This is a genomic window from Acidobacteriota bacterium, assembly GCA_016716715.1.
Lineage (GTDB): Bacteria > Acidobacteriota > Thermoanaerobaculia > UBA5066 > UBA5066 > Fen-183.
Genome location: JADJVE010000002.1, coordinates 126,863 through 144,248, shown reverse-complemented (window position 1 = coordinate 144,248; position 17,386 = coordinate 126,863). Strand labels below are relative to the sequence as shown.

The window sequence follows — 17,386 nt, the reverse complement described above, 5'->3', positions numbered from 1 at the left end:
CTAGCAGGACCGGGGCGTCAGTTCCGCCCGAAAGGGAACGGGATGACGTCGCCGTCCTCCGCGGCCTTCTCGGGCTCCACGGCGGTCGGCTTGTCGCCGCGGGCCCCCCGGCGGACCTCGATCAGGAGGTCGCACATCTCGCGCACGGCCCCGGCCCCGCCGGGCCGCGCGAGGCGCAGGGCGGCGGCGTCGCGCACGAGCGGGATCGCGTCGGACGGCGCGGCGCCCACGCCCGCGCGGCGGAGCATCCCGAGGTCGGGCAGGTCGTCCCCGACCGCCGCGATCTCCCACGATTCGAGGTCCCAGCGCTTCGCGAGGAGGTCGAACGCGGCCGCCTTGTCGCGCTCGCCCTGGAGGACGAATTCCTCGGGAATCTTCAGGTCCGCGCAGCGGCGCGAGACGACCTTCGACGTCCGGGACGAAATGATGCCGATGCGATAACCGAGGTCCCGGAGCAACACCAGGCCGAGCCCGTCCTTCACGTCGAACGATTTCGTCTCGCGGCCGTCCTCGTCGAACGTCATCGAGCCGTCCGTCAGGACGCCGTCGACGTCGAGGATGAGCCCCCGGATGCGCGAGAGCTTGGTCCGGAGGTCGTCGGGAACGATCGGCGCCGCGGGCATCTCCCGCCATCATAAGCGCCGGGGCGCGCTAAATCGACTCGACGCCCCAGAGGTCGTGGAGGTGCAGGATGCCCTCGGGGCGGCCGTCCGGCGCGACGACGAAGAGGGACGTGATCTTCCGTTCCTCCATGATCCGCAGCGCCTCGGTGGCCCAGGCGTCCTTCGCGATCGTCTTCGGACTCCGGCCCATCGCGTCGGCGGCCGTGTCGTTCATGATCTTCGGGCCGTCCTTCTCGAGGAGGCGGCGGAGGTCGCCGTCCGACACCGCGCCGACGAGCTTCCCGCCGTCCGTGACGCCCGTGATGCCGAAGCGCTTGCGGGACATCTCGTAGACGACGTCCTTCATGGGCGCCGTGGAGGCGACGAGCGGGACGTCCGGGCCGGTGTGCATGAGGCCTTCGACCTTCAGGAAGCGCTTTCCGAGCTTGCCGCCGGGGTGGAGCGCGGCGAAGTCCTCGGGCTGGAAGCCCTTCTCGACGGACAGCGCCATCGCGAGCGCGTCGCCCATCACGAGCTGCGCCGTCGTGGAGGCGGTCGGCGCGAGGTTCAGCGGACAGGCTTCTTCCCGGATCGTGATCGAGACGACGACGTCCGCGCCCTTGCCGAGGGTCGAGTCCTTCCGGCCCGTCATCGCGACGAGCGTCGCGCCGCGGCGTTTCACGTGCGGGATGAGCGCGACGACCTCTTCCGTTTCGCCGGAGTGCGAGAGCGCAAGGACGACGTCGCCCCCGAGGATCATCCCGAGGTCGCCGTGGATCGCTTCGGACGGGTGAAGGTAGAAGGCGGCGGTGCCGGTCGACGCGAGCGTCGCGGCGATCTTCTGGCCGACGATGCCGCTCTTGCCGATGCCCGTCACGACGACGCGTCCGGCCGTGGACTTCATGGCCGCAACGGCGCGGTCGAAGCCCTCGTCGAGGCCGTCCGCGAGCGCGCGGACGGCCGCCGCCTCGATCTCGATGACGCGGAGGGCCTGCTGGCGGGCGGGGGTCGTCACGAAGGGCGAGTTTACTTGCCTTTGCCCAGAAGCACCGTCTGCTTGCCGGTGGCGGGGTCGAGGCGGATGAGGCGCTGGTCGGCGTCAATGAAGAGAAGCGATGCAGGCGAGCCGGCCTCGGCCGGAGGGAGCACCGGCGTGAACCACCAGCCGAACCGATTCGCGGGGACGAGGCCGTTCGGGCCGTGAGTCACCGCGCCTGCCGCATCGTCCACAAATGCGAGCTTCGAGGCCCGCCGAGAGGCCAGGAGATTTTCTTCGAATGGTAAGAGGGAAATGGCGACGCGTCCGGGTGCGATCTCGCCTCCGAGAACGACGCGCTTCGCGGGCCCAAGATCGAGGCTGCGCGCGGGCGCGCCCCACCCCTTCTCACCTTCGAAGAAGAGCAGCCTCGCCTTCGCGCCGGCGATGCCCCCGACGACGATCCTGTTTTCCGTGAGAAACCGCGCCTGGACGTTTGCCAGCCCCTCGGAAAGGGTTGCGACGAGCGCGCCCGAAGGTGCCTCGTGAAGAGTGAGCACCGCCGTGTTCTCGGCGTCCTGTGGCCTGCGGACGCCGAGGAAATAGCGCCCGCTCGCGCTCAGGCGCGTAAAGGGGCATCGTCTCGCGGTCGAACCGGCCCGCGAGGCGGAATTTCTTTGAAGAAAGGGAGAACTCCGTGATCTCGAGGCTCGCGGGAACCAGGTCGTTGCGGTGCGCTGAGTTCCAGTAGCGCGGAAAGAGCAGGAGCGTGTCCTCGCCGGCGAAGCCGAGGGCGCGTCCGTCCTCAGGGAGAGGGAAGGCGGCGAGCTGTTTCGGGTTCGCTACGTCCGAGATGTCGTACGCGGCGAGCAATCCGAAATTGCGAACGGCGATCCGCCGGCCGCTCGGCGAGAGGACCATCCATCCGCCGGACCCGGGCTCGAGCTCGACCTCGGCGGACCGGCCCGTCACGAGGTCGGCGACGTGGAGATCCCACCGCTCGTTCTTCCCTTCGAAGAATCCGAACCTCGGCTCACCCCACGCGGCGCGCGTGCCGTCCCGCGAGAAGACTACGTCGTGTCCCCGGACGCGGAGTGAGCGGCCGGTTGCCGTGTCGTAGAGGAACGCCCCGTCGCCGCGCCAGCCGCGCAGCGGGCCGAACGCGTACAGCCACGAGCCGCTCGGCGCCGTCGAAGCGTATCTCGGGAGCTCTTCGAGGTCGGTGGCCTTTGCCGACGCGCACCAGAAGGCATATCCGCCGAGGGCAGCCACGGCGACGGCCGCGACGCCGAAGAAGGTCGCGGAGAACGCACCGTGGGCGCGGCGCGCGTCCGTGCGTCCCTCGGCAACCTGGACGAACGTCGCGAGAATGAGCCCGGCGCTGGCGGCCGTCAGCGTGCCGATCACGGCGATCTGTAGTGCCCCGCCGCTTTCGTAAGCAAAGACAGAGCCCCGGGCGACCGAGCGGACCGCGAGAAGGCCCAGGAAGACGAGCGCCGGCGCGAGGATCAGGTCCAGCGCGACCCACGGCGAGCGCAGGCGCGCAATCGTTACGACCGCGTGGCTACCCAGGACGAGGACGAACGCCAGGACGAGCGCCGCCAGCGCCGTCCGGCCCGCCGTCGCGTCGAGGCCCCAGAGGCTTCGCGCGCGCCCGTTTCCGGAGAGCCAACCGGGCGTGAAGGCGAGGAACGCGGTCGCGAGCGTGATGGCGATCGCGGCGAGAAGCTTGCCCGCCCAGAGCGACACCGAGGGGATCGGCCGCGCGAAGAAGAACGAGATGCGCTTCTCCTTCGTTTCGCCCGCGATGACGGCCGCTCCGAGGAGAATCGCGAACGCGGTGGAGAGCGCCGAGGCCCCGACGAGCGCCACGAGGACCCGGAGCTCGGCGGCGTCGGGCCTCGACCAGCCCGTTGCGAGGGAGACGATGAGGGGCACGAAGCCTGCCGCGAACGCGACGACAAAGACGACCCGGCGCTCGAAGATCTCCCGTCCGAAGACGGCGGCGAAGGCTCTCATGCGTTCCTCCCGGCCGGGGTCTCGCCCGCGACCGCGATGAAGATCTCCTCGAGCGACAGGGACGACGACTCTGCGTCCACGACGCCTTCGAGCGCGGCGAAGCGTGCGAAAGACTCGTCTCCGTAGTTCGAAACGACTGCCTCCACGCCCCACCCGCGCACCTTCACGCGGACGGCGTCGAACGCGGCGAGCTCCTGCCCGTACTCGGCCCGTTCCTCCGTCTGCTCGTTCGCGTAGCGCAGGCGCCGGAAACGGCCCTTCAACGTCTCGAGGTCCTCGTCGAGGACGAGCCGGCCCTCCTTCAGGAACCCGACGCGTGTCGCCATGCTCTCGACGCCCGCGAGATCGTGCGACGTGAGGAGCACCGTCGTCCCGCGGTCGGCGAGCTCGCCAACGAGCTCCTCGAAAAACGCGCGCCGCGCGACCGCGTCGAGGCCCAGCGTCGGGTCGTCGAGGACGAGGAGCTCGGGAGAGGACGCGAGGGCGAGCGCGAGCGCCACGAGCGCCCGCTGGCCCTTCGAGAGGCTGCCGTAGGGCGTGCCGGCCGGCACGCCGAAGCGCGCGAGGCGCGCCTCGACGGACGGCGCGTCCCAGGTGGGGTAGAGCTTCGCGCAGAAGGCCGAGAGCTGCCGCGCCGTCATGGACGGCGGCGCGTCGGGGTCTTCGGGCACGACGCCGACCCTCGCCATGAGCGAAGCGCGGTGCTTCCAGACGTCTTCGCCGAAGAGAAAGCACCCTCCCGCGGTCGGTTTCTGCTGGCCGAGGAGACAGCGGACGAGCGTCGACTTCCCGGCGCCGTTCCGCCCGAGGAGCGCGTAGACGGAACCCCGGGGGACGGAGAAGGAGACTTCTTCGAGTGTGGGAGAAGGGTTACCGCCGTAGCGGACGAGGAGGCTTCGAACCTCGACCACGGGCACGGGGGATTTCTTCGAAGGTGAATTCGCCTCGCCGCTCATTCCGCCGCTCCCTCTTTCTTCCTTCTAAGAACTCCCAGCCTGCGTTTCACGTGCTCCACCGCTTCTTCGCTGCTCGCGCCCAGTGTCAGAGCGAGCGACGCATAGCGCGTTGCGCCCGCGTCGAGCTCTCTGTCGCGCTCGCCGCGCGCGGGCGCGGGCGGCTTGTCGGCCACGAACGTGCCCTCGCCGCGTTTCACGGCGAGGATCCCGGCGTCCACGAGGCGCTGGTAGCCCTTGGCCACCGTGGCGGGGTTGATCGAGAGCTCGCGGGCGAGGTCGCGCACCGACGGGACGGTGGCGCCGGGCTTCAGAGCCCCGGACGCGACGAGACGCCGCACGTTCTCCTCGATCTGCTTCCAGAGAGGGACGGCATCGGAGGGGTCGACGAAGAGGCCGCGGCTCACGGGGTACCGCCTCGGTGTATCATTACACCGATACAGTACGGACGCCGAAGCCCTCCTGTCAAGGGCCGGAGGCGAAAAACTTCAGGGGATGGTTTCCCGCCGGAGCTGGTCGAAGCTCAGGATCGCCGACAGGAACTGCGGCAGCGCCGAGAGCGGGAGCTGCGTGGCCCGGTCGGACTTCGCGTGCGCCGGGTCGTCGTGGACCTCGAAGAAGTAGCCGTCCACTCCGACGGCTGCCGCGGCGCGGGCGAGGGCGGGGGCGTACTCGCGCGAGCCTCCCGTCTCCGTCCCGAGGCCGCCGGGGAGCTGGAGGGAGTGCGTCGCGTCGTAGATGACGGGAACGCCGAGCGCCCGCATCATCGGGAGGCCGCGGAAGTCGACGACGAGGTTGTGGTACCCGAACGTCGTCCCGCGCTCGGTCAGCGTCACGTTCGTGTTCCCCTTCGCGCGGCACTTGTCGACGATCTGCTTGCAGTCGTCCGGCGCGAGGAACTGGCCCTTCTTCACGTTCACGGCCTTCTTCGTCGCGGCCGCGGCCTCGATGAGGTCCGTCTGGCGGCACAGGAAGGCCGGGATCTGGAGGACGTCCGCGACCTCGGCCGCGATGGCGCACTGCTCGGGCTCGTGCACGTCCGTGAGGATCGGCAGGTCGGTCTTGTCTTTCACTTCCGAGAGGATCGACAGGCCCTTCTCGATGCCCGGGCCGCGGAAGCTCGCTCCCGCGCTGCGGTTCGCCTTGTCGAACGAGGACTTGAAGACGAGGCGGTCGGCGGCGCCGCAGTCGGCGAAGACCTGCTTGATGGCCTTCGCCATCTTCAGGGCGTGGGCGCGCGACTCGAGGACGCACGGCCCGGCGAAGAACACGGGGCGGCAGCGGTCGCCGACGGAGAGGTGGGGCGTGATGGAGGCGAAGACCTTCACGGGGGCGGATGTTATCGAACGCAGGGCCCTTCCGTGCTTGCCGGGGCGGCCGGCCTCAGAATGGGGGCATGAAGAAGACGCCCCCCGACTCCTCCTTTGCCGGCCTCGGCCTCGACGCGCGGCTCGTCCGGGTGCTCGCCGCCCTGGGGTACGAGGAGCCCACACCCATCCAGAGTGAGTCGATCCCGCCCATGCTCGATGGCCACGACGTGCTCGCCCAGGCGGCCACGGGCACGGGCAAGACGGCCGCGTTCGCGCTGCCGATCCTCCACCACATCGGCGCCGTCGAGAAGCGTGGGACTGCCCCCATGGCCCTCGTCCTCGTCCCGACGCGCGAGCTCGCGATGCAGCTCGCCGAGGCGTTCCACCGGTACGGCCGCGAGATCGGCGTCCGCGTCCTGCCCGTCTACGGCGGCGCGTCGATGGTGACGCAGCTCAATGCCTTGAAGCGCGGCGTCGACGTCGTCGTCGCGACGCCCGGCCGCGCGCTCGACCACGTGAACCGCAAGTCGCTCGCCCTCGACGGCCTGAAGGCGCTCGTCCTCGACGAGGCGGACGAGATGCTCGACATGGGTTTCGCCGAGGACCTCGACGCGATCCTCGCGGCGACGCCGAAGACGCGCCAGACGGCGCTCTTCTCGGCCACGCTCCCGGCCCGCATCGGGGCCATCGCCGCGAAGCACCTCAAGGATCCCGTGCGGATCGCGATCGCGAAGGAGACCGCAGCGCCCGGCAAGCTGCCGAAAGTGCGCCAGACGGCGTACGTCGTCGCGCGCGGCCACAAGCGCGCGGCGCTCGGCCGCATCCTCGACCTCGAGAGCCCGGCGGCGGCCCTCGTCTTTTGTCGGACGCGCCTCGAGGTCGACGACCTCACGGAGAGCCTGAAGGGGCGCGGGATGCGCGTCGAGGCGCTCCACGGCGGCATCTCGCAGGAGGGGCGCGACCGCGTGATGAAGAAACTCCGCACGGGCGCCCTCGAGCTCGTCGTGGCGACGGACGTGGCGGCGCGCGGCCTCGACATCTCGCACCTCTCGCACGTGGTGAACTACGACGTGCCGTCCTCGCCCGAGGTCTACGTCCACCGCATCGGCCGGACGGGGCGCGCGGGCCGCGAGGGGGTCGCGATCACGCTCGCCGAGCCGCGCGAGCACTGGCAGCTCAAGAACATCGAGCGCCTCACGAAGCAGCGGATCGAGGTCGCGAACGTCCCGACGGTCGCCGACCTGCGCGCCAAGCGCCTCGAGCTGACCCGCGCCTCGCTAGAGGAGGCGATCGTCGAGGGCGGCCTCGAGCACTACCGCGTCGTCGTCGAGTCCCTTGCCGAGGATCACGACCCGATGGACATCGCCGCGGCCGCCGTCCGTCTCATCGAGCGTGCCTCCGGGGCGCCGGGGGAGGACGAGCCCGAGATCCCGGCCGTGGCCGCCCCGCCGCCCCCGCGCCGCGCGGCTCCCGCCGCCGGAGCCGGGCCCGCGCGCTACAAGTTCGGGGGGCGCGACTCCGGGACTTCCGCGCGGATCTTCGTGGGCGCGGGACGCGCGGCCGGGATGCGGCCGGCGGACCTCGTCGGCGCGATCGCGAACGAAGCGAAGGCCAACCCCCGCGACATCGGCGCGATCCAGATCGCCGACCGGTTCTCCCTCGTCGAAGTTCCCGAGGCCATCGCGGAGTCGGTGATCCGGGCTCTCCGGAATGCGACGATCCGGGGCCAGAAGGTCGTCGTGCGGCGCGACCGCGACAAGGCCTGAGAGGACACCGGCATGTCCATCCGCATCCTCGTCACGGGCGGGACGTTCGACAAGGAATACGACGAGCTCACGGGCCGGCTCTTCTTCAAGGAGACGCACATCCACGAGATGCTGCGCCTCGGCCGCTGCCGCGAGCCCGTGACGGTCGAGACCGTGATGATGGTCGACAGCCTCGACATGACGGACGATTGCCGCGCGCGGATCGCGGACGCCTGCCGGCGCGCGTCGGAAGACCGCATCGTGATCACGCACGGCACGGACACGATGGTCGAGACGGCCGCCGTCCTCGCGAAGGAGCAGGCCGCCAAGACGATCGTCCTGACGGGTGCGATGGTGCCCTGGGCGTTCGGAAGCTCGGACGGGCTCTTCAACCTCGGGAGCGCGATCTCGTTCGTCCAGATTCTGCCTCCGGGCATCTACGTCGCGATGAACGGCCGCTACTTCGACTGGCACGACGTGCGGAAGGACCGCGCGGCCGGGACGTTCGAGACCGTGAAGTGAAGAGAAGGATGAAAATTCTTCGAATGGTCCCGTGCGCGAGCGCCTTCGTCGCTCTTCTCGCGGCGGCGCAGCTCGTCGCCGCGCCGGCGCGGGTCGAGCGCGGGCTGACGTTCGCGCTGTCGTTCGACGCGAGAGGTCGCGCTGTAACCCGCGGGCCGTTTGCACTTCGCGTGCCCGGCGCGAAGAATGCTTTGAAAGTGGTCTTCGACTCGGTCGCGCTTTCGGGGGGGATGCTCGACGCCCCGGTCCGCCTCCTCAACGAAAGCGGAACCGACCTTTTCGCCGTGCGAATCGACCTCGTTGGCGTGACCGAAAGCGTGAAGCCGCAGGGGCAGGCTGCGTTTTCGCGGGCCCAGGACGTTGCGCCTCCACCTCCTCTCGCCTTCGATGCGATTCGCTCCGGCGCCGAGACGCCCGGAGAACTCTTCCGCGGCGGTCCCATCTCGTTCGCGGCCGACACCGAAGTCGTCGTCGTCATGGGCGTCGTGTCGGGAGTCGCCGCCGTGCCCGCGAACGCGAAGGTCGACGTCCGGACGCCCGCGACGAAGGCCTCCGCCTGCCCGGGCGCCGCACCCGCCTGCCGGGTGGACGCCGAGGGCAATCTCTGGCGGGTCGAGCCCGCGGAGGGGGAAAAGCGCGGAGGGCTCTCCCAGCGCACCCGCGAGGGCGGGGTGGTCCGCTCGCTCTGGTTCGAGCGAGGAGACAAGCCCGTCGACCTCTCGCTTGCGCCGGACGGGCGGCTGCTCGTCTTCTTCGACGACGGGTCGAAGGACGGCGCGGTGCGCGCGTTCCGGCCGTTCTAGCGCCGCTGGACCGCCGTCGGCGCGCTCGTCACGGCGACGAGCAGGTTGAAGTCGGCCCGGTAGAGCGGCAGGCCCTTCGCGTCGAACCCCGAGGGGATCACGAACATCTCGAACGTGCCCGCTTTCGGGTGCTCGACGGTGTACGTGGCTTCCCGGAGCCTCTCGCCGCCGGTTGCGGCCAGAGTGAGCGTGAACTGCCTCGTGCTCCCCCGCGCCGTTCGCTCCGCGTATTCCGTGAGGACGAGGTCCACGGGATCGCGGCGGTCGAACCCGCGGAACCGGAACGTCTCGCCGACGAGGGCCTTGAAGGTGCGGCCGTCGGGAACGTCCGGCCCGGCGCCGAGGAGCGCGGAGGGGCTCAGCGCCGCGGCCGCGAGGCCGGTCGCGACGGTGGAGAGAAATTGTGTGCGCGTCGTCTTCATGGGGTGCCTCCGGGCGCGGTCTGTGCCACGATGCGATGGATGCTCGAGGTTCTGACGTACTCGGATTTCTTCGAAAGGGTCGGAGAGGAGTTCCGCGTCGCGGCCGGTGAGGTCGCCGTCGGCCTCGTTCTCTCCGAGGTCACGAATCTCGCCCGCAAGGGCGACGCCGGCCCCCGGCGCGCGCCCTTTTCTCTCGTGTTTCGCGGGCCGCTGAGTCCGGTTCTCCCGCAGCGTATCTGGCCGCTCGAGCACGCGGCGCTCGGGACGCTCGAGATCTTCCTCGTGCCGATCGGGCCCGACGCCGAAGGCATGCGGTACGAGGCCGTCTTCAACTGACACCGGCCCCGACGGCCTCGGGCTTCCATTCCATCAGGACGTACATTCCCTGCTCGCCCTTCGGCGCGAAGCCGAGGCGCTCGTAGAGGGCGCGCGCGGGGTTGAAGATTTCGACGTGGATCGTGACGGGTTTGCCGGCCGCGGCGGCCTCGGAGAAGAGCCGCCGAATGAGCTCGGTACCCACGCCGCGCTTCCGGAAGTCCGGCAGGAGCGCGATGTCGACGAGCCGGACCTCCTTCGGCCATCTCTGGACGTAGAGGCGGCCGGCGGGAGTGCCGTCCACTTCGACGATCGACCTCTCGGCATCCGGATACTGCTCGTCCCAGTACGCCGCCTGTGCGTCGAACTGCTGGCGGATGAAGGCGTCCTTCTGCTCGTCCGTCCACGGGACGGGCGCGAGCTCCTCGGTGCGCGTCGAGCCGTAGATCCGGCAGAGGAGGTCGCGGTCCTCCGGGCGGATCGGGCGGAGCGCAACGGCGTTCGTCACTGCGTCGTCTAGGTCCGCGGCGGGTAAACGCCCTGCAGGGCGATGCAGAAGTTCAGCGTGAGGTACGGCTGCATGTTGTTGTGCGGCTGGTCGCCGCCCGCGGGCGCGAGGGTCTCGAACGCCATCTGGCCGGACTGCGCGGCCTGGTAGAGGGTCCCGCCCGTGGAAATCGCGAGCGACGCCGCCGGTCCCGGCACGTTCGTGTCCCCGGGGTCGGCGATGTCAGCCCGTAGCTGATGCGCGTGCTGCGGGATCTCGGACTCGAGGAGGGAGACGGTCTCCGTGCCTCCGGTCTCGCCGAGGTCATGCAGAGACAGTCCCGGGCCCTGTCCCGGGTGCATGGGGGCGTTCCCCTGCATGTTCGGGAGGGCGAAGTTGGACTGTCCGTTTCCGCCGTACGTCGTGCCGAGCAGCGAGAACAGCGCCGTGTTCTGCGACAGCGGCAGGATCTGCCCGTCGCAGAACGCCCAGCCCTTCGGGGCAAAGTTGAACGGGAAGATGCGGATCTCGGCGACGAAGGGATCCATGCGGCTCTCCTCAGGTCTGGCTCGGGAAGATCCCGAACAGGGAAATGATGAAATCGACGCAGAGGTACGGCTGGAAGTTGTTGTGCGGCTGGCTGCCGCCGACCGCGCCGACCGCGCTAAGGCTCATGTTTCCGCCCGGGACGTCGTTGATGTAGGGCGTCACCGCGAACGACGCGGCGAGGACGTTCCCCACGGGGCTCGTCTGCGTTCCCCCCACGGTGGACACCAGGAACGGGTGCGAATGCGCCGGGATCTGGCTGACGGTCAGCGTGACTTCTTCCACCCCTCCTGTCTCCGCGAGAACGAAGCCGTTCCCGAAGTGCAGCGGGACCCGCCCGCGCAGGTCGGGAAGGGCGAATGTGCTCTGCCCGTCCCCGCCGTACGTCGTCCCGATGAGGTTGAAGAGCGTTTCGTACTCGGAGATCGGCAGGAGCTGGCCTTCGCAGAACATCCAGCCCGCGGGCGCGAAGTTGCCTGCGAACATCCGGATCTCGCCGACGTAGGGTTGTGCCATCGCCGCCTCCTAGGTCTGACTCGGGAAGATGCCCTGAAGGGCGATCGAGAAGTTCAGCGTCAGGAACGGCTGCATGTTGAGGTGCGCCTGAGAGCCGCCGACGTTCGTGAGCGTCTGGGGGGTCAGCGTCGCCAAGGAAGCCGGGGCGTGGTACGCGTTGTTCGCACCGCCGAGAAACTGGTTCGCGGGGTTTGCGCTGCCGCCCGTCGCGGCCTTCGCCGCGTTGACCATGTGGACGTGCGTGGGGATCTCGGAGATGGAGAGCGTGTGCGCCTGTTCGCCTCCCCGCTCGCCGAGCGTGTGGCCGTTTCCCATGTGGATCGGCGCGCGCCCCTGGAGGTTCGGCAGCCCGAAATTCACGCGGCCGTCACCCCCATAGGTCGTGCCCAGGAGCGAGAACAGGGCCTGGTTCTGGTTGATCGGAAGGAGCTGGCCGTTGCACAGCGCCCAGCCCTTGGGCGGGAAGTTGAAGCTCATGATCCGGATCTCGGCGAGGAAGGGCTCAGCCATTGAATCCTCCTTGGCTCGGTGACGATGCGCTCACGGGCAGCTCCCGGCTCCGCCGGTGAAGCCGAAGCCCCCCGACCCGACGGTGTTCGAGGCGGTGCCGGACGCCCCGCCATTGTTGCCGGAGACGAAAGCCACGGCAGCTGCGTTGTCGTTGTTCGCGCCGCTGTAGTTCGGCAGCCTGAGCGTCGTGTTCTGCCGCTGCCGGACGCGGAAGTCGGTGCCGCCGTTCGTGCCGGTGCCCGAGATCGTGTTCGCGAGCGCGCCCGCGCCGCCGATCTCGGCGCAGACGACGTACGTGTCGCCCGGGACGGTGCCGTCGTTCACGTGAATTCCGTTCCACGGGATCCCGGCGAACGCCGGGTTGTTGCCCGGGTTCGCGACCGTATTCCCGGTGATCGTTGCGTTCAGCGCTCCGCTCTGAGCGCTCGCCCCGCCGCCGGTCAGGAGCTCGATCCCGAAGTTGTTGTACTGGCGGATCTGGTTGTTCGTGATCGTGACCTTCACGGCGCCCTGGCCGGCGTTCTGGACCTTGATCCCGTCTCCCTCGAGCGAGCCGGAGTTGGCGGTGCCCGCGACGCCGATCGTGTTGTTGTCGAACGTTCCGGTGACCGACGCCGCGCCGGTGGACTTGAAGAAGAGAATCGCGTGGCCCACGGCGTCCCGGAGCGTGTTGTTCGAGAAGTTGCTCGTGATGTTCCCGGTGCCGCTGCTCCCGATCGTCACGCCGCCGCCGCCCGTCGCGATGGCGCTGTTGCCGTTCGTGAGCGTGTTGCCCGTGAAGACGAGGTCGTCGGCTCCCGTTCCGATGTTGTTGAGCTGGAAGAGGTCGCCTGCGGCGCTCTTGAAGAAGCTGTTCTGGACCGTGACGTTCACGACCGCGGCGTTCTGTGACTCGATCGTGAGCGCGTCGTTCGACGGGCTCGCGCCGCTGACGTCGAACGTCACGTTCGTGAACGTGATCCGGTTCAGCGTTCCGCCCGTGTTCACGAGCCGGAAGTTGTTGTAGAGGCCGCCCTGGATGTTGCTGTTCGAGACGGTGGCGGTTCCCGTCAGGTTGTCGAAGGAGATGCACCCGTCGTTGAAGGGGGTCGCTCCGTTGGTGCCGGTCGTTCCGTCCAGAAGGCTGTTGTCGAGGACGAAGCCGACGACGGACGTGCCACGGATCCCGTAGTTCGAATTTCCGCGGATCCGGACCCGCGTGAGGGACGGATTCTGCGTGCTGTTGAGGACGATCCCGGTGCCGGCCGGGGTGGCCCCCGAGTCGTCTCCGCCCGTCATGTTCTGGATCGTGCCGCCCGTGCACGTCGTGTCCGCCGGCGTGCAGTTCGCGCCGTTGCCCGTCACCGTGAGCCCTCCGGTCGCCCCGGTCGTGTTCAGGACGATGCCGTTTGCGCCGCCGTTCGCGGAGATGCTCCGGAAGGTGAGGCCGGCCACGCCGATCGTCGTGTTCGCGACGTTGAGTGCAGTTCCCGTGGTCGTCGTGAGCGTGTTGACGATCGTTGTGTTGTTCTGCGTGGCGGTGACCGTGCCGCCGCCCGTCGCCGAGAAGGCGCTGCCCGTCGTCGTCGTCAGCGTGAGCCCGCCGGCGAACGTGATCGTGGCGCCCGTGTTGCTCGTCAGATTGACGCCCTTGGCCCCCGGGCCCGTGACACTGATCGGGGAAGAAGAGTCGAAGGAGACCGTGCCGCCTGTCTTGCTGCCGATGGAGACGCCGGTGCCGGCTCCGCTCTGGCTGATCGAGGTCGACGTGAAGTTGATCGTGCCGGCTCCGCCCGTGAGACTCACCGCGGTTCCCAAGTTGTTCAGCGAGAGGGCGTTCTGGCTGATCGTCGACGTCCCGCCGACGCTCGTGCCGGTGATCGCCGAGCCGGACCCGGCGGGGGTGAAGGTGAACCCGGACACGGAGACGTCGTTCGCGAGCGCCACGGTGCCGCTGAGCGTCGGCTTCGTGCCGGCGGGGAGGGAAAGGGCCCCGATCGTGAAGGCGACGCCGTTGCCGACGAGCGCCTGGCTGGCGAGAAGGTTGAGATTGCCCGTCGTGCTTCCGCTGCCCGTGTGGACGTAGATCGCCTGGCCGGTCTGCGGCTTTCCGACGGCCGGCCCCTGGGCGTCGCTCAGGAGCTTGAAGGGGTTGTGGCTGCGGCCGTCGCCCGAGGAGCCGATCGTGTTGTTCACGTACCAGACCATCCCGCTCAGCGTGAAGGTCAGGTTCGCGGTCGCCGTCGTCGGCGTGGGCGTGGCGCCGGTGTTGCTCGAGACCGTGTACGTGCACGTCGCCGACGTCGAGGCGACGTCCGGCGTGAAGACGAAGCGCCCGGCGCCGTCGAACGTCGTCAGTGTTCCGCCCGTCGAGCAGCTCGCGGCCGTGACCGAGACGCCGCCCGCGGGCTGCGCGCCGTTCAGGAGCGCGGTGGCCGAGGAGACGGCCGGCGTCGTGGGAGCGCCGGCGACGCCGGTCACGTAGAACTGCGTGTTCCCGACACCCGTGTACGACTGCGACGGGGCGGTCGGCGCGACGGTGACCGAGACCGCCTTCGAGCCGGAGCAGCCGCCGGCGTCCGTCGCCGTGATCGTCGCGGAGAACGTGCCGGTCGCGGTCGGGGTCCCGGTGACCTGCCCGTTCGAGGAGTTGATGCCGAGGCCGGCGGGGAGTCCGGTCGCCGACCACGTGATCGCGGAGGTCGTCCCGCTCTGCGTGAACGTCGCCGTCGACATCGCCGTGTTGTAGGTGAGCGCCGGGATCGTCCCGCTCACCGTGATCGTCGGGCAGGTGATGACCAGGGTGTACGTCGCCGACGTGCCGACGCAGCCATTCGTGTCGGTGGCCTTGACGACGATCGGGAACGAGCCCGTCTGCGTCGGCGTGCCGGAGAGATGCCCCGTCGAGGCGTTCAGCGTGAGGCCCGTGGGCAGCGTGCTCGCGGTCGACCACGTCGCGGTTCCCAGGAGGCCCGACACGGTGAACGTCTGGTCGAAGGCAGCGCCCTCGGTGGCGGTGGCCGTCACCGGATTCGTGACGGTGATCGCCTGGCACGCGATCACGAGGGTGTACGTCGCGCCGGCGCCGGTGCAGCCGTTCGCGTCCGTGGCCTTGACGACGATCGGGAAGGAGCCGGTCTGCGTCGTGGTGCCCGAGAGAACGCCGGCGCTCGAGAGCGTGAGGCCGGTGGGCAGCGTGCTGGACGTCGAGAACGTGACGGTGCCGCTGCCGCCGGACTGCGTAAACGTCTCGCTGAAGGCAGAGCCCGCCGTTCCACCCGCGTTGACCGGATTGGTCACGGTAATCGTCGGGCAGGTCGTCACGAGGCTGTAGACCGTCTGGCCGGTGCAGCCGTTCGCGTCCGTCGCCGTGACGGTGACGGGGAACGTGCCGGGCTGCGTCGGCGTGCCGGAGAGCACGCCTGCTGCGAAGGTCATGCCGAGGGGCAGAGCGCCGATCTCCGCGAGCGCGTAGGGCGCGGTGCCGCCCGACGGCGTGAACGTCACGGGGCCGTACGGCGAGCCGACGGGTCCGGGGGACAGCGAGGGCGGCGCGACGGTGATCGTGACGCCGTTGCACGTGATCGTGACGACGTAGTCCTGGCTGCCCGCGCATCCGCTCGCGTCGGTCACGGAGATCGTGATCGGGAACGACCCCGTCTGCGTCGGCGTGCCCGAGAGCGTGTCGACGACGAACGTCATCCCCGCCGGCAGGGCGCCCGCCTTCTGGAACGTGTAGGGGCCCGTGCCGCCCGTGGCCGTGAACGTCGTGGACGGGAACGGCGCGTTCGCCGGGGCGGCCGCAAGCGAGCCCGGAGACAGGGAAATCGACGTGCCGGAGCAGGACACGACGAGGAGGTAGTCGCGCGTCGCCGTGCACCCGTTCGCGTCCGTGGCCGTGACCGTGATCGGGAACGAGCCGGTCTGCGTCGGCGTGCCCGAGAGGACGCCGGCCGCAAAGCCCATTCCGGTCGGGAGAGTTCCGGTCTCGGCGAACGTGACGGTCCCGATGCCGCCCGCGTGCGTGAACGTGACGGCCGGATAGAGCGTGCCGGCGGTGCCCTGCGGGAGCGAGGCGGGCCCGACGCTGTAGGTCTGGCAGCCCACGACGAGCGTGTACGTTGCGCCGATCCCCGCGCAGCCGTTCGCGTCCGTGGCGACCACGACGATCGGGAAGGAGCCCGTCTGCGTCGGCGTGCCCGAGAGGACGCCGTTTGCCGCGAGCGTGAGTCCGGCAGGCAGCGTGCTCGCTGTCGCGAACGTGACGGATCCGACGGTGTTCGACGCCGTGAAGGTCTGGCTGAACGCGGCCCCGGCGGTCGCCGTCGTCACGCCGGGATTCGTCACGGCGATCGTCTGGCAGCCGATCATGAGCGTGTACGTCGCGCCCGTGCCGGTGCACAGGTTGGCGTCCGTGACCTTGACGACGATCGGGAACGAGCCCTTGACGAGAGGCGTGCCGGACAGCGTTCCGTTTGCGGCGAGCGTGAGGCCGGTGGGCAGCGGGCTCACCGTCGTGAACGTCGCCGAGCCGATCGCGCCGGCCTGCGTGAAGGTCTGGCTGAAGGGCGCGTTTACCGTGCCCGCCGCCGTGGCCGGATTCGTGACGGCGATCGTCTGGCAGGCGATGACGAGGTGATACGTCGCGCCCGCGCCCGTGCACCCGTTCGCGTCGGTGGCCGTGACGACGATGTCGAAGCCGCCCGCCTGCGTGGGCGTGCCCGAGAGAACGCCGCTGGCCGCGAGCGTCATCCCGATCGGGAGGGCGCTCACCGTCGAGAACGTGGTCGCCCCGACGCCGCCCGTCTGCGTGAACGTCTGGCTGAAGGGAGTGTTCGCAGTCCCGGTCGCGACGGCCGGAATCGTCACGGAGATCGTCTGGCAGGCGATCACGAGCGTGTACGTCGGACCGGTGCCGGTGCAGCCGTTCTGGTCGGTCGCGGTCACGGTGATCGGGAACGTTCCGGGCTGCGTGGGCGTGCCCGAGAGAGTTCCGTCCGCGGCGAGCGTCAGGCCCGGCGGCAGCGGCGAGGCGGTCGCATAGGTCATCGCGCCGACGCCGCCCGAGGACGTGAACGCCTGGCTGAACGCCGCGTTCACGGTGCCGCCGGACGTGGCCGGGTTCGTGACGTTGATCGTGGCGACGCAGGCGGGGATGAAGTAGCCCTCGACGTCGAGGATGTAGTCCGCGCTCCCCGCGGACCCGTTCGCGAGACCGACCGTTCCGGACCCGTCCGCGGCGAGCGCCACGAACGCGAAGCCGGCACGCGTGTTGTTGGCCTTGAAGCCGAGCACCGTCGTCGGCGGCACCGGCGCGTCGCCCGCGAAAAGCTGCGCGTATCCCGGCGCGGCGGGGTTCACGACCGTGAGGTTGACGACGAGGCCGAGCGCATTCGCGGGGACGCCGCAGGTGCCGGCGACGGGGAGGATCCGGAGTGCGTTCGCGCCGAGCGCGGGGCCTCCGTTCGGGCCGGCCGGGCCGCGCGTATCCACCGAACGGCACGCCGTGATCGGGACGAAGGCCTGACCCACGGGACCGACGCCGGCCGCGAGCGGATGCGCCAACGCGAGAAGAGCGGCGGCCGGAAAGAGAGCGAGCCCTCGACGGATCATTCGACCTCCGCTGCGCCGTTCACGCGGCGCGCTGATTCTCTGTACGAGTGCTCATGGGGAGCCCTCTC

At 69.8% G+C, this 17,386-nt stretch carries 17 protein-coding genes; 4 read left to right on the top strand and 13 right to left on the bottom strand.

Annotated elements, in window-relative coordinates:
* Positions 1-17: 17 nt before the first annotated feature.
* The 7 genes from IPL89_03185 to kdsA all read right to left on the bottom strand — a co-directional run bounded on the left by IPL89_03185 (position 18) and on the right by kdsA (position 5,878).
* On the bottom strand, positions 18-623 hold the full coding sequence (locus IPL89_03185; GenBank protein MBK9062185.1) for an HAD hydrolase family protein: 606 nt from the start codon (positions 621-623) through the stop codon (positions 18-20).
* Positions 624-651: 28 nt separating this feature from the next.
* On the bottom strand, positions 652-1,506 hold the full coding sequence (locus tag IPL89_03180; protein ID MBK9062184.1) for a KpsF/GutQ family sugar-phosphate isomerase: 855 nt from the start codon (positions 1,504-1,506) through the stop codon (positions 652-654).
* A gap of 122 nt (positions 1,507-1,628) precedes the next feature.
* Positions 1,629-1,811, bottom strand: a complete 183-nt coding sequence (locus IPL89_03175) for a hypothetical protein (GenBank protein ID MBK9062183.1) — start codon at positions 1,809-1,811, stop codon at positions 1,629-1,631.
* A gap of 175 nt (positions 1,812-1,986) precedes the next feature.
* Positions 1,987-3,597: a hypothetical protein gene (locus IPL89_03170; GenBank protein ID MBK9062182.1), complete on the bottom strand. Its 1,611-nt coding sequence runs from the start codon at positions 3,595-3,597 to the stop codon at positions 1,987-1,989.
* Positions 3,594-4,553: an ABC transporter ATP-binding protein gene (locus tag IPL89_03165; protein ID MBK9062181.1), complete on the bottom strand. Its 960-nt coding sequence runs from the start codon at positions 4,551-4,553 to the stop codon at positions 3,594-3,596. Before IPL89_03165 ends, IPL89_03170 begins: the two co-directional genes overlap by 4 nt.
* Complete coding sequence (locus IPL89_03160) at positions 4,550-4,957, bottom strand: GntR family transcriptional regulator (GenBank protein MBK9062180.1); 408 nt, start codon at positions 4,955-4,957, stop codon at positions 4,550-4,552. Before IPL89_03160 ends, IPL89_03165 begins: the two co-directional genes overlap by 4 nt.
* An 81-nt stretch (positions 4,958-5,038) precedes the next feature.
* Positions 5,039-5,878, bottom strand: coding sequence for a 3-deoxy-8-phosphooctulonate synthase (gene kdsA / locus IPL89_03155; protein MBK9062179.1), 840 nt, complete (start codon positions 5,876-5,878; stop codon positions 5,039-5,041).
* A 68-nt stretch (positions 5,879-5,946) separates the two neighbouring features.
* Between kdsA and IPL89_03150 the strand changes: the two genes are divergently transcribed.
* The 3 genes from IPL89_03150 to IPL89_03140 are packed head-to-tail and all read left to right on the top strand — an operon-like array spanning position 5,947 to position 8,930.
* Positions 5,947-7,626, top strand: coding sequence for a DEAD/DEAH box helicase (locus tag IPL89_03150; GenBank protein MBK9062178.1), 1,680 nt, complete (start codon positions 5,947-5,949; stop codon positions 7,624-7,626).
* Between the two features lie 12 nt (positions 7,627-7,638).
* Positions 7,639-8,127 carry an asparaginase gene (locus tag IPL89_03145; GenBank protein ID MBK9062177.1) on the top strand — a complete coding sequence of 163 codons (489 nt, stop codon included), beginning with the start codon at positions 7,639-7,641 and terminating at the stop codon, positions 8,125-8,127.
* Positions 8,128-8,135: 8 nt separating this feature from the next.
* A complete protein-coding gene (locus tag IPL89_03140; GenBank protein ID MBK9062176.1) occupies positions 8,136-8,930 on the top strand; it encodes a hypothetical protein in 795 nt (264 codons plus the stop codon).
* Here the strand turns inward: IPL89_03140 and IPL89_03135 are convergent.
* On the bottom strand, positions 8,927-9,352 hold the full coding sequence (locus IPL89_03135; protein ID MBK9062175.1) for a hypothetical protein: 426 nt from the start codon (positions 9,350-9,352) through the stop codon (positions 8,927-8,929). The two genes, IPL89_03140 and IPL89_03135, sit on opposite strands and share 4 nt — an antisense overlap.
* 39 nt (positions 9,353-9,391) lie before the next feature.
* Between IPL89_03135 and IPL89_03130 the strand changes: the two genes are divergently transcribed.
* Positions 9,392-9,688 carry a hypothetical protein gene (locus IPL89_03130; protein MBK9062174.1) on the top strand — a complete coding sequence of 99 codons (297 nt, stop codon included), beginning with the start codon at positions 9,392-9,394 and terminating at the stop codon, positions 9,686-9,688.
* Here the strand turns inward: IPL89_03130 and IPL89_03125 are convergent.
* Genes IPL89_03125 through IPL89_03105 form a run of 5 tightly spaced genes read right to left on the bottom strand, consistent with a single transcriptional unit; the run spans position 9,681 to position 17,318 of the window.
* Complete coding sequence (locus IPL89_03125) at positions 9,681-10,175, bottom strand: GNAT family N-acetyltransferase (protein ID MBK9062173.1); 495 nt, start codon at positions 10,173-10,175, stop codon at positions 9,681-9,683. The genes IPL89_03130 and IPL89_03125 overlap by 8 nt on opposite strands.
* Positions 10,176-10,183: 8 nt before the next feature.
* Positions 10,184-10,702, bottom strand: a complete 519-nt coding sequence (locus IPL89_03120) for a phage tail protein (GenBank protein MBK9062172.1) — start codon at positions 10,700-10,702, stop codon at positions 10,184-10,186.
* A 10-nt stretch (positions 10,703-10,712) separates the two neighbouring features.
* On the bottom strand, positions 10,713-11,216 hold the full coding sequence (locus tag IPL89_03115) for a phage tail protein (protein MBK9062171.1): 504 nt from the start codon (positions 11,214-11,216) through the stop codon (positions 10,713-10,715).
* 9 nt (positions 11,217-11,225) lie between these two features.
* The gene (locus IPL89_03110; GenBank protein ID MBK9062170.1) at positions 11,226-11,726 is read right to left on the bottom strand and encodes a phage tail protein; all 501 of its coding nucleotides are present in this window, start codon (positions 11,724-11,726) and stop codon (positions 11,226-11,228) included.
* Positions 11,727-11,756: 30 nt separating this feature from the next.
* Positions 11,757-17,318, bottom strand: a complete 5,562-nt coding sequence (locus tag IPL89_03105) for a putative Ig domain-containing protein (protein ID MBK9062169.1) — start codon at positions 17,316-17,318, stop codon at positions 11,757-11,759.
* Positions 17,319-17,386: the final 68 nt, after the last annotated feature.

Excerpts from the sequence above, each read along its gene's own strand:
- IPL89_03185 (MBK9062185.1), bottom strand. The coding sequence starts at position 623 with ATGCCCGCGGCGCCGATCGTTCCCGACGACCTCCGGACCAAGCTCTCG.
- IPL89_03180 (MBK9062184.1), bottom strand. The coding sequence starts at position 1,506 with ATGAAGTCCACGGCCGGACGCGTCGTCGTGACGGGCATCGGCAAGAGC.
- IPL89_03170 (MBK9062182.1), bottom strand. The coding sequence starts at position 3,597 with ATGAGAGCCTTCGCCGCCGTCTTCGGACGGGAGATCTTCGAGCGCCGG.
- IPL89_03165 (MBK9062181.1), bottom strand. The coding sequence starts at position 4,553 with ATGAGCGGCGAGGCGAATTCACCTTCGAAGAAATCCCCCGTGCCCGTG.
- IPL89_03150 (MBK9062178.1), top strand. The coding sequence starts at position 5,947 with ATGAAGAAGACGCCCCCCGACTCCTCCTTTGCCGGCCTCGGCCTCGAC.
- IPL89_03145 (MBK9062177.1), top strand. The coding sequence starts at position 7,639 with ATGTCCATCCGCATCCTCGTCACGGGCGGGACGTTCGACAAGGAATAC.
- IPL89_03140 (MBK9062176.1), top strand. The coding sequence starts at position 8,136 with ATGAAAATTCTTCGAATGGTCCCGTGCGCGAGCGCCTTCGTCGCTCTT.
- IPL89_03135 (MBK9062175.1), bottom strand. The coding sequence starts at position 9,352 with ATGAAGACGACGCGCACACAATTTCTCTCCACCGTCGCGACCGGCCTC.
- IPL89_03130 (MBK9062174.1), top strand. The coding sequence starts at position 9,392 with ATGCTCGAGGTTCTGACGTACTCGGATTTCTTCGAAAGGGTCGGAGAG.
- IPL89_03120 (MBK9062172.1), bottom strand. The coding sequence starts at position 10,702 with ATGGATCCCTTCGTCGCCGAGATCCGCATCTTCCCGTTCAACTTTGCC.
- IPL89_03115 (MBK9062171.1), bottom strand. The coding sequence starts at position 11,216 with ATGGCACAACCCTACGTCGGCGAGATCCGGATGTTCGCAGGCAACTTC.
- IPL89_03110 (MBK9062170.1), bottom strand. The coding sequence starts at position 11,726 with ATGGCTGAGCCCTTCCTCGCCGAGATCCGGATCATGAGCTTCAACTTC.
- IPL89_03105 (MBK9062169.1), bottom strand. The coding sequence starts at position 17,318 with ATGATCCGTCGAGGGCTCGCTCTCTTTCCGGCCGCCGCTCTTCTCGCG.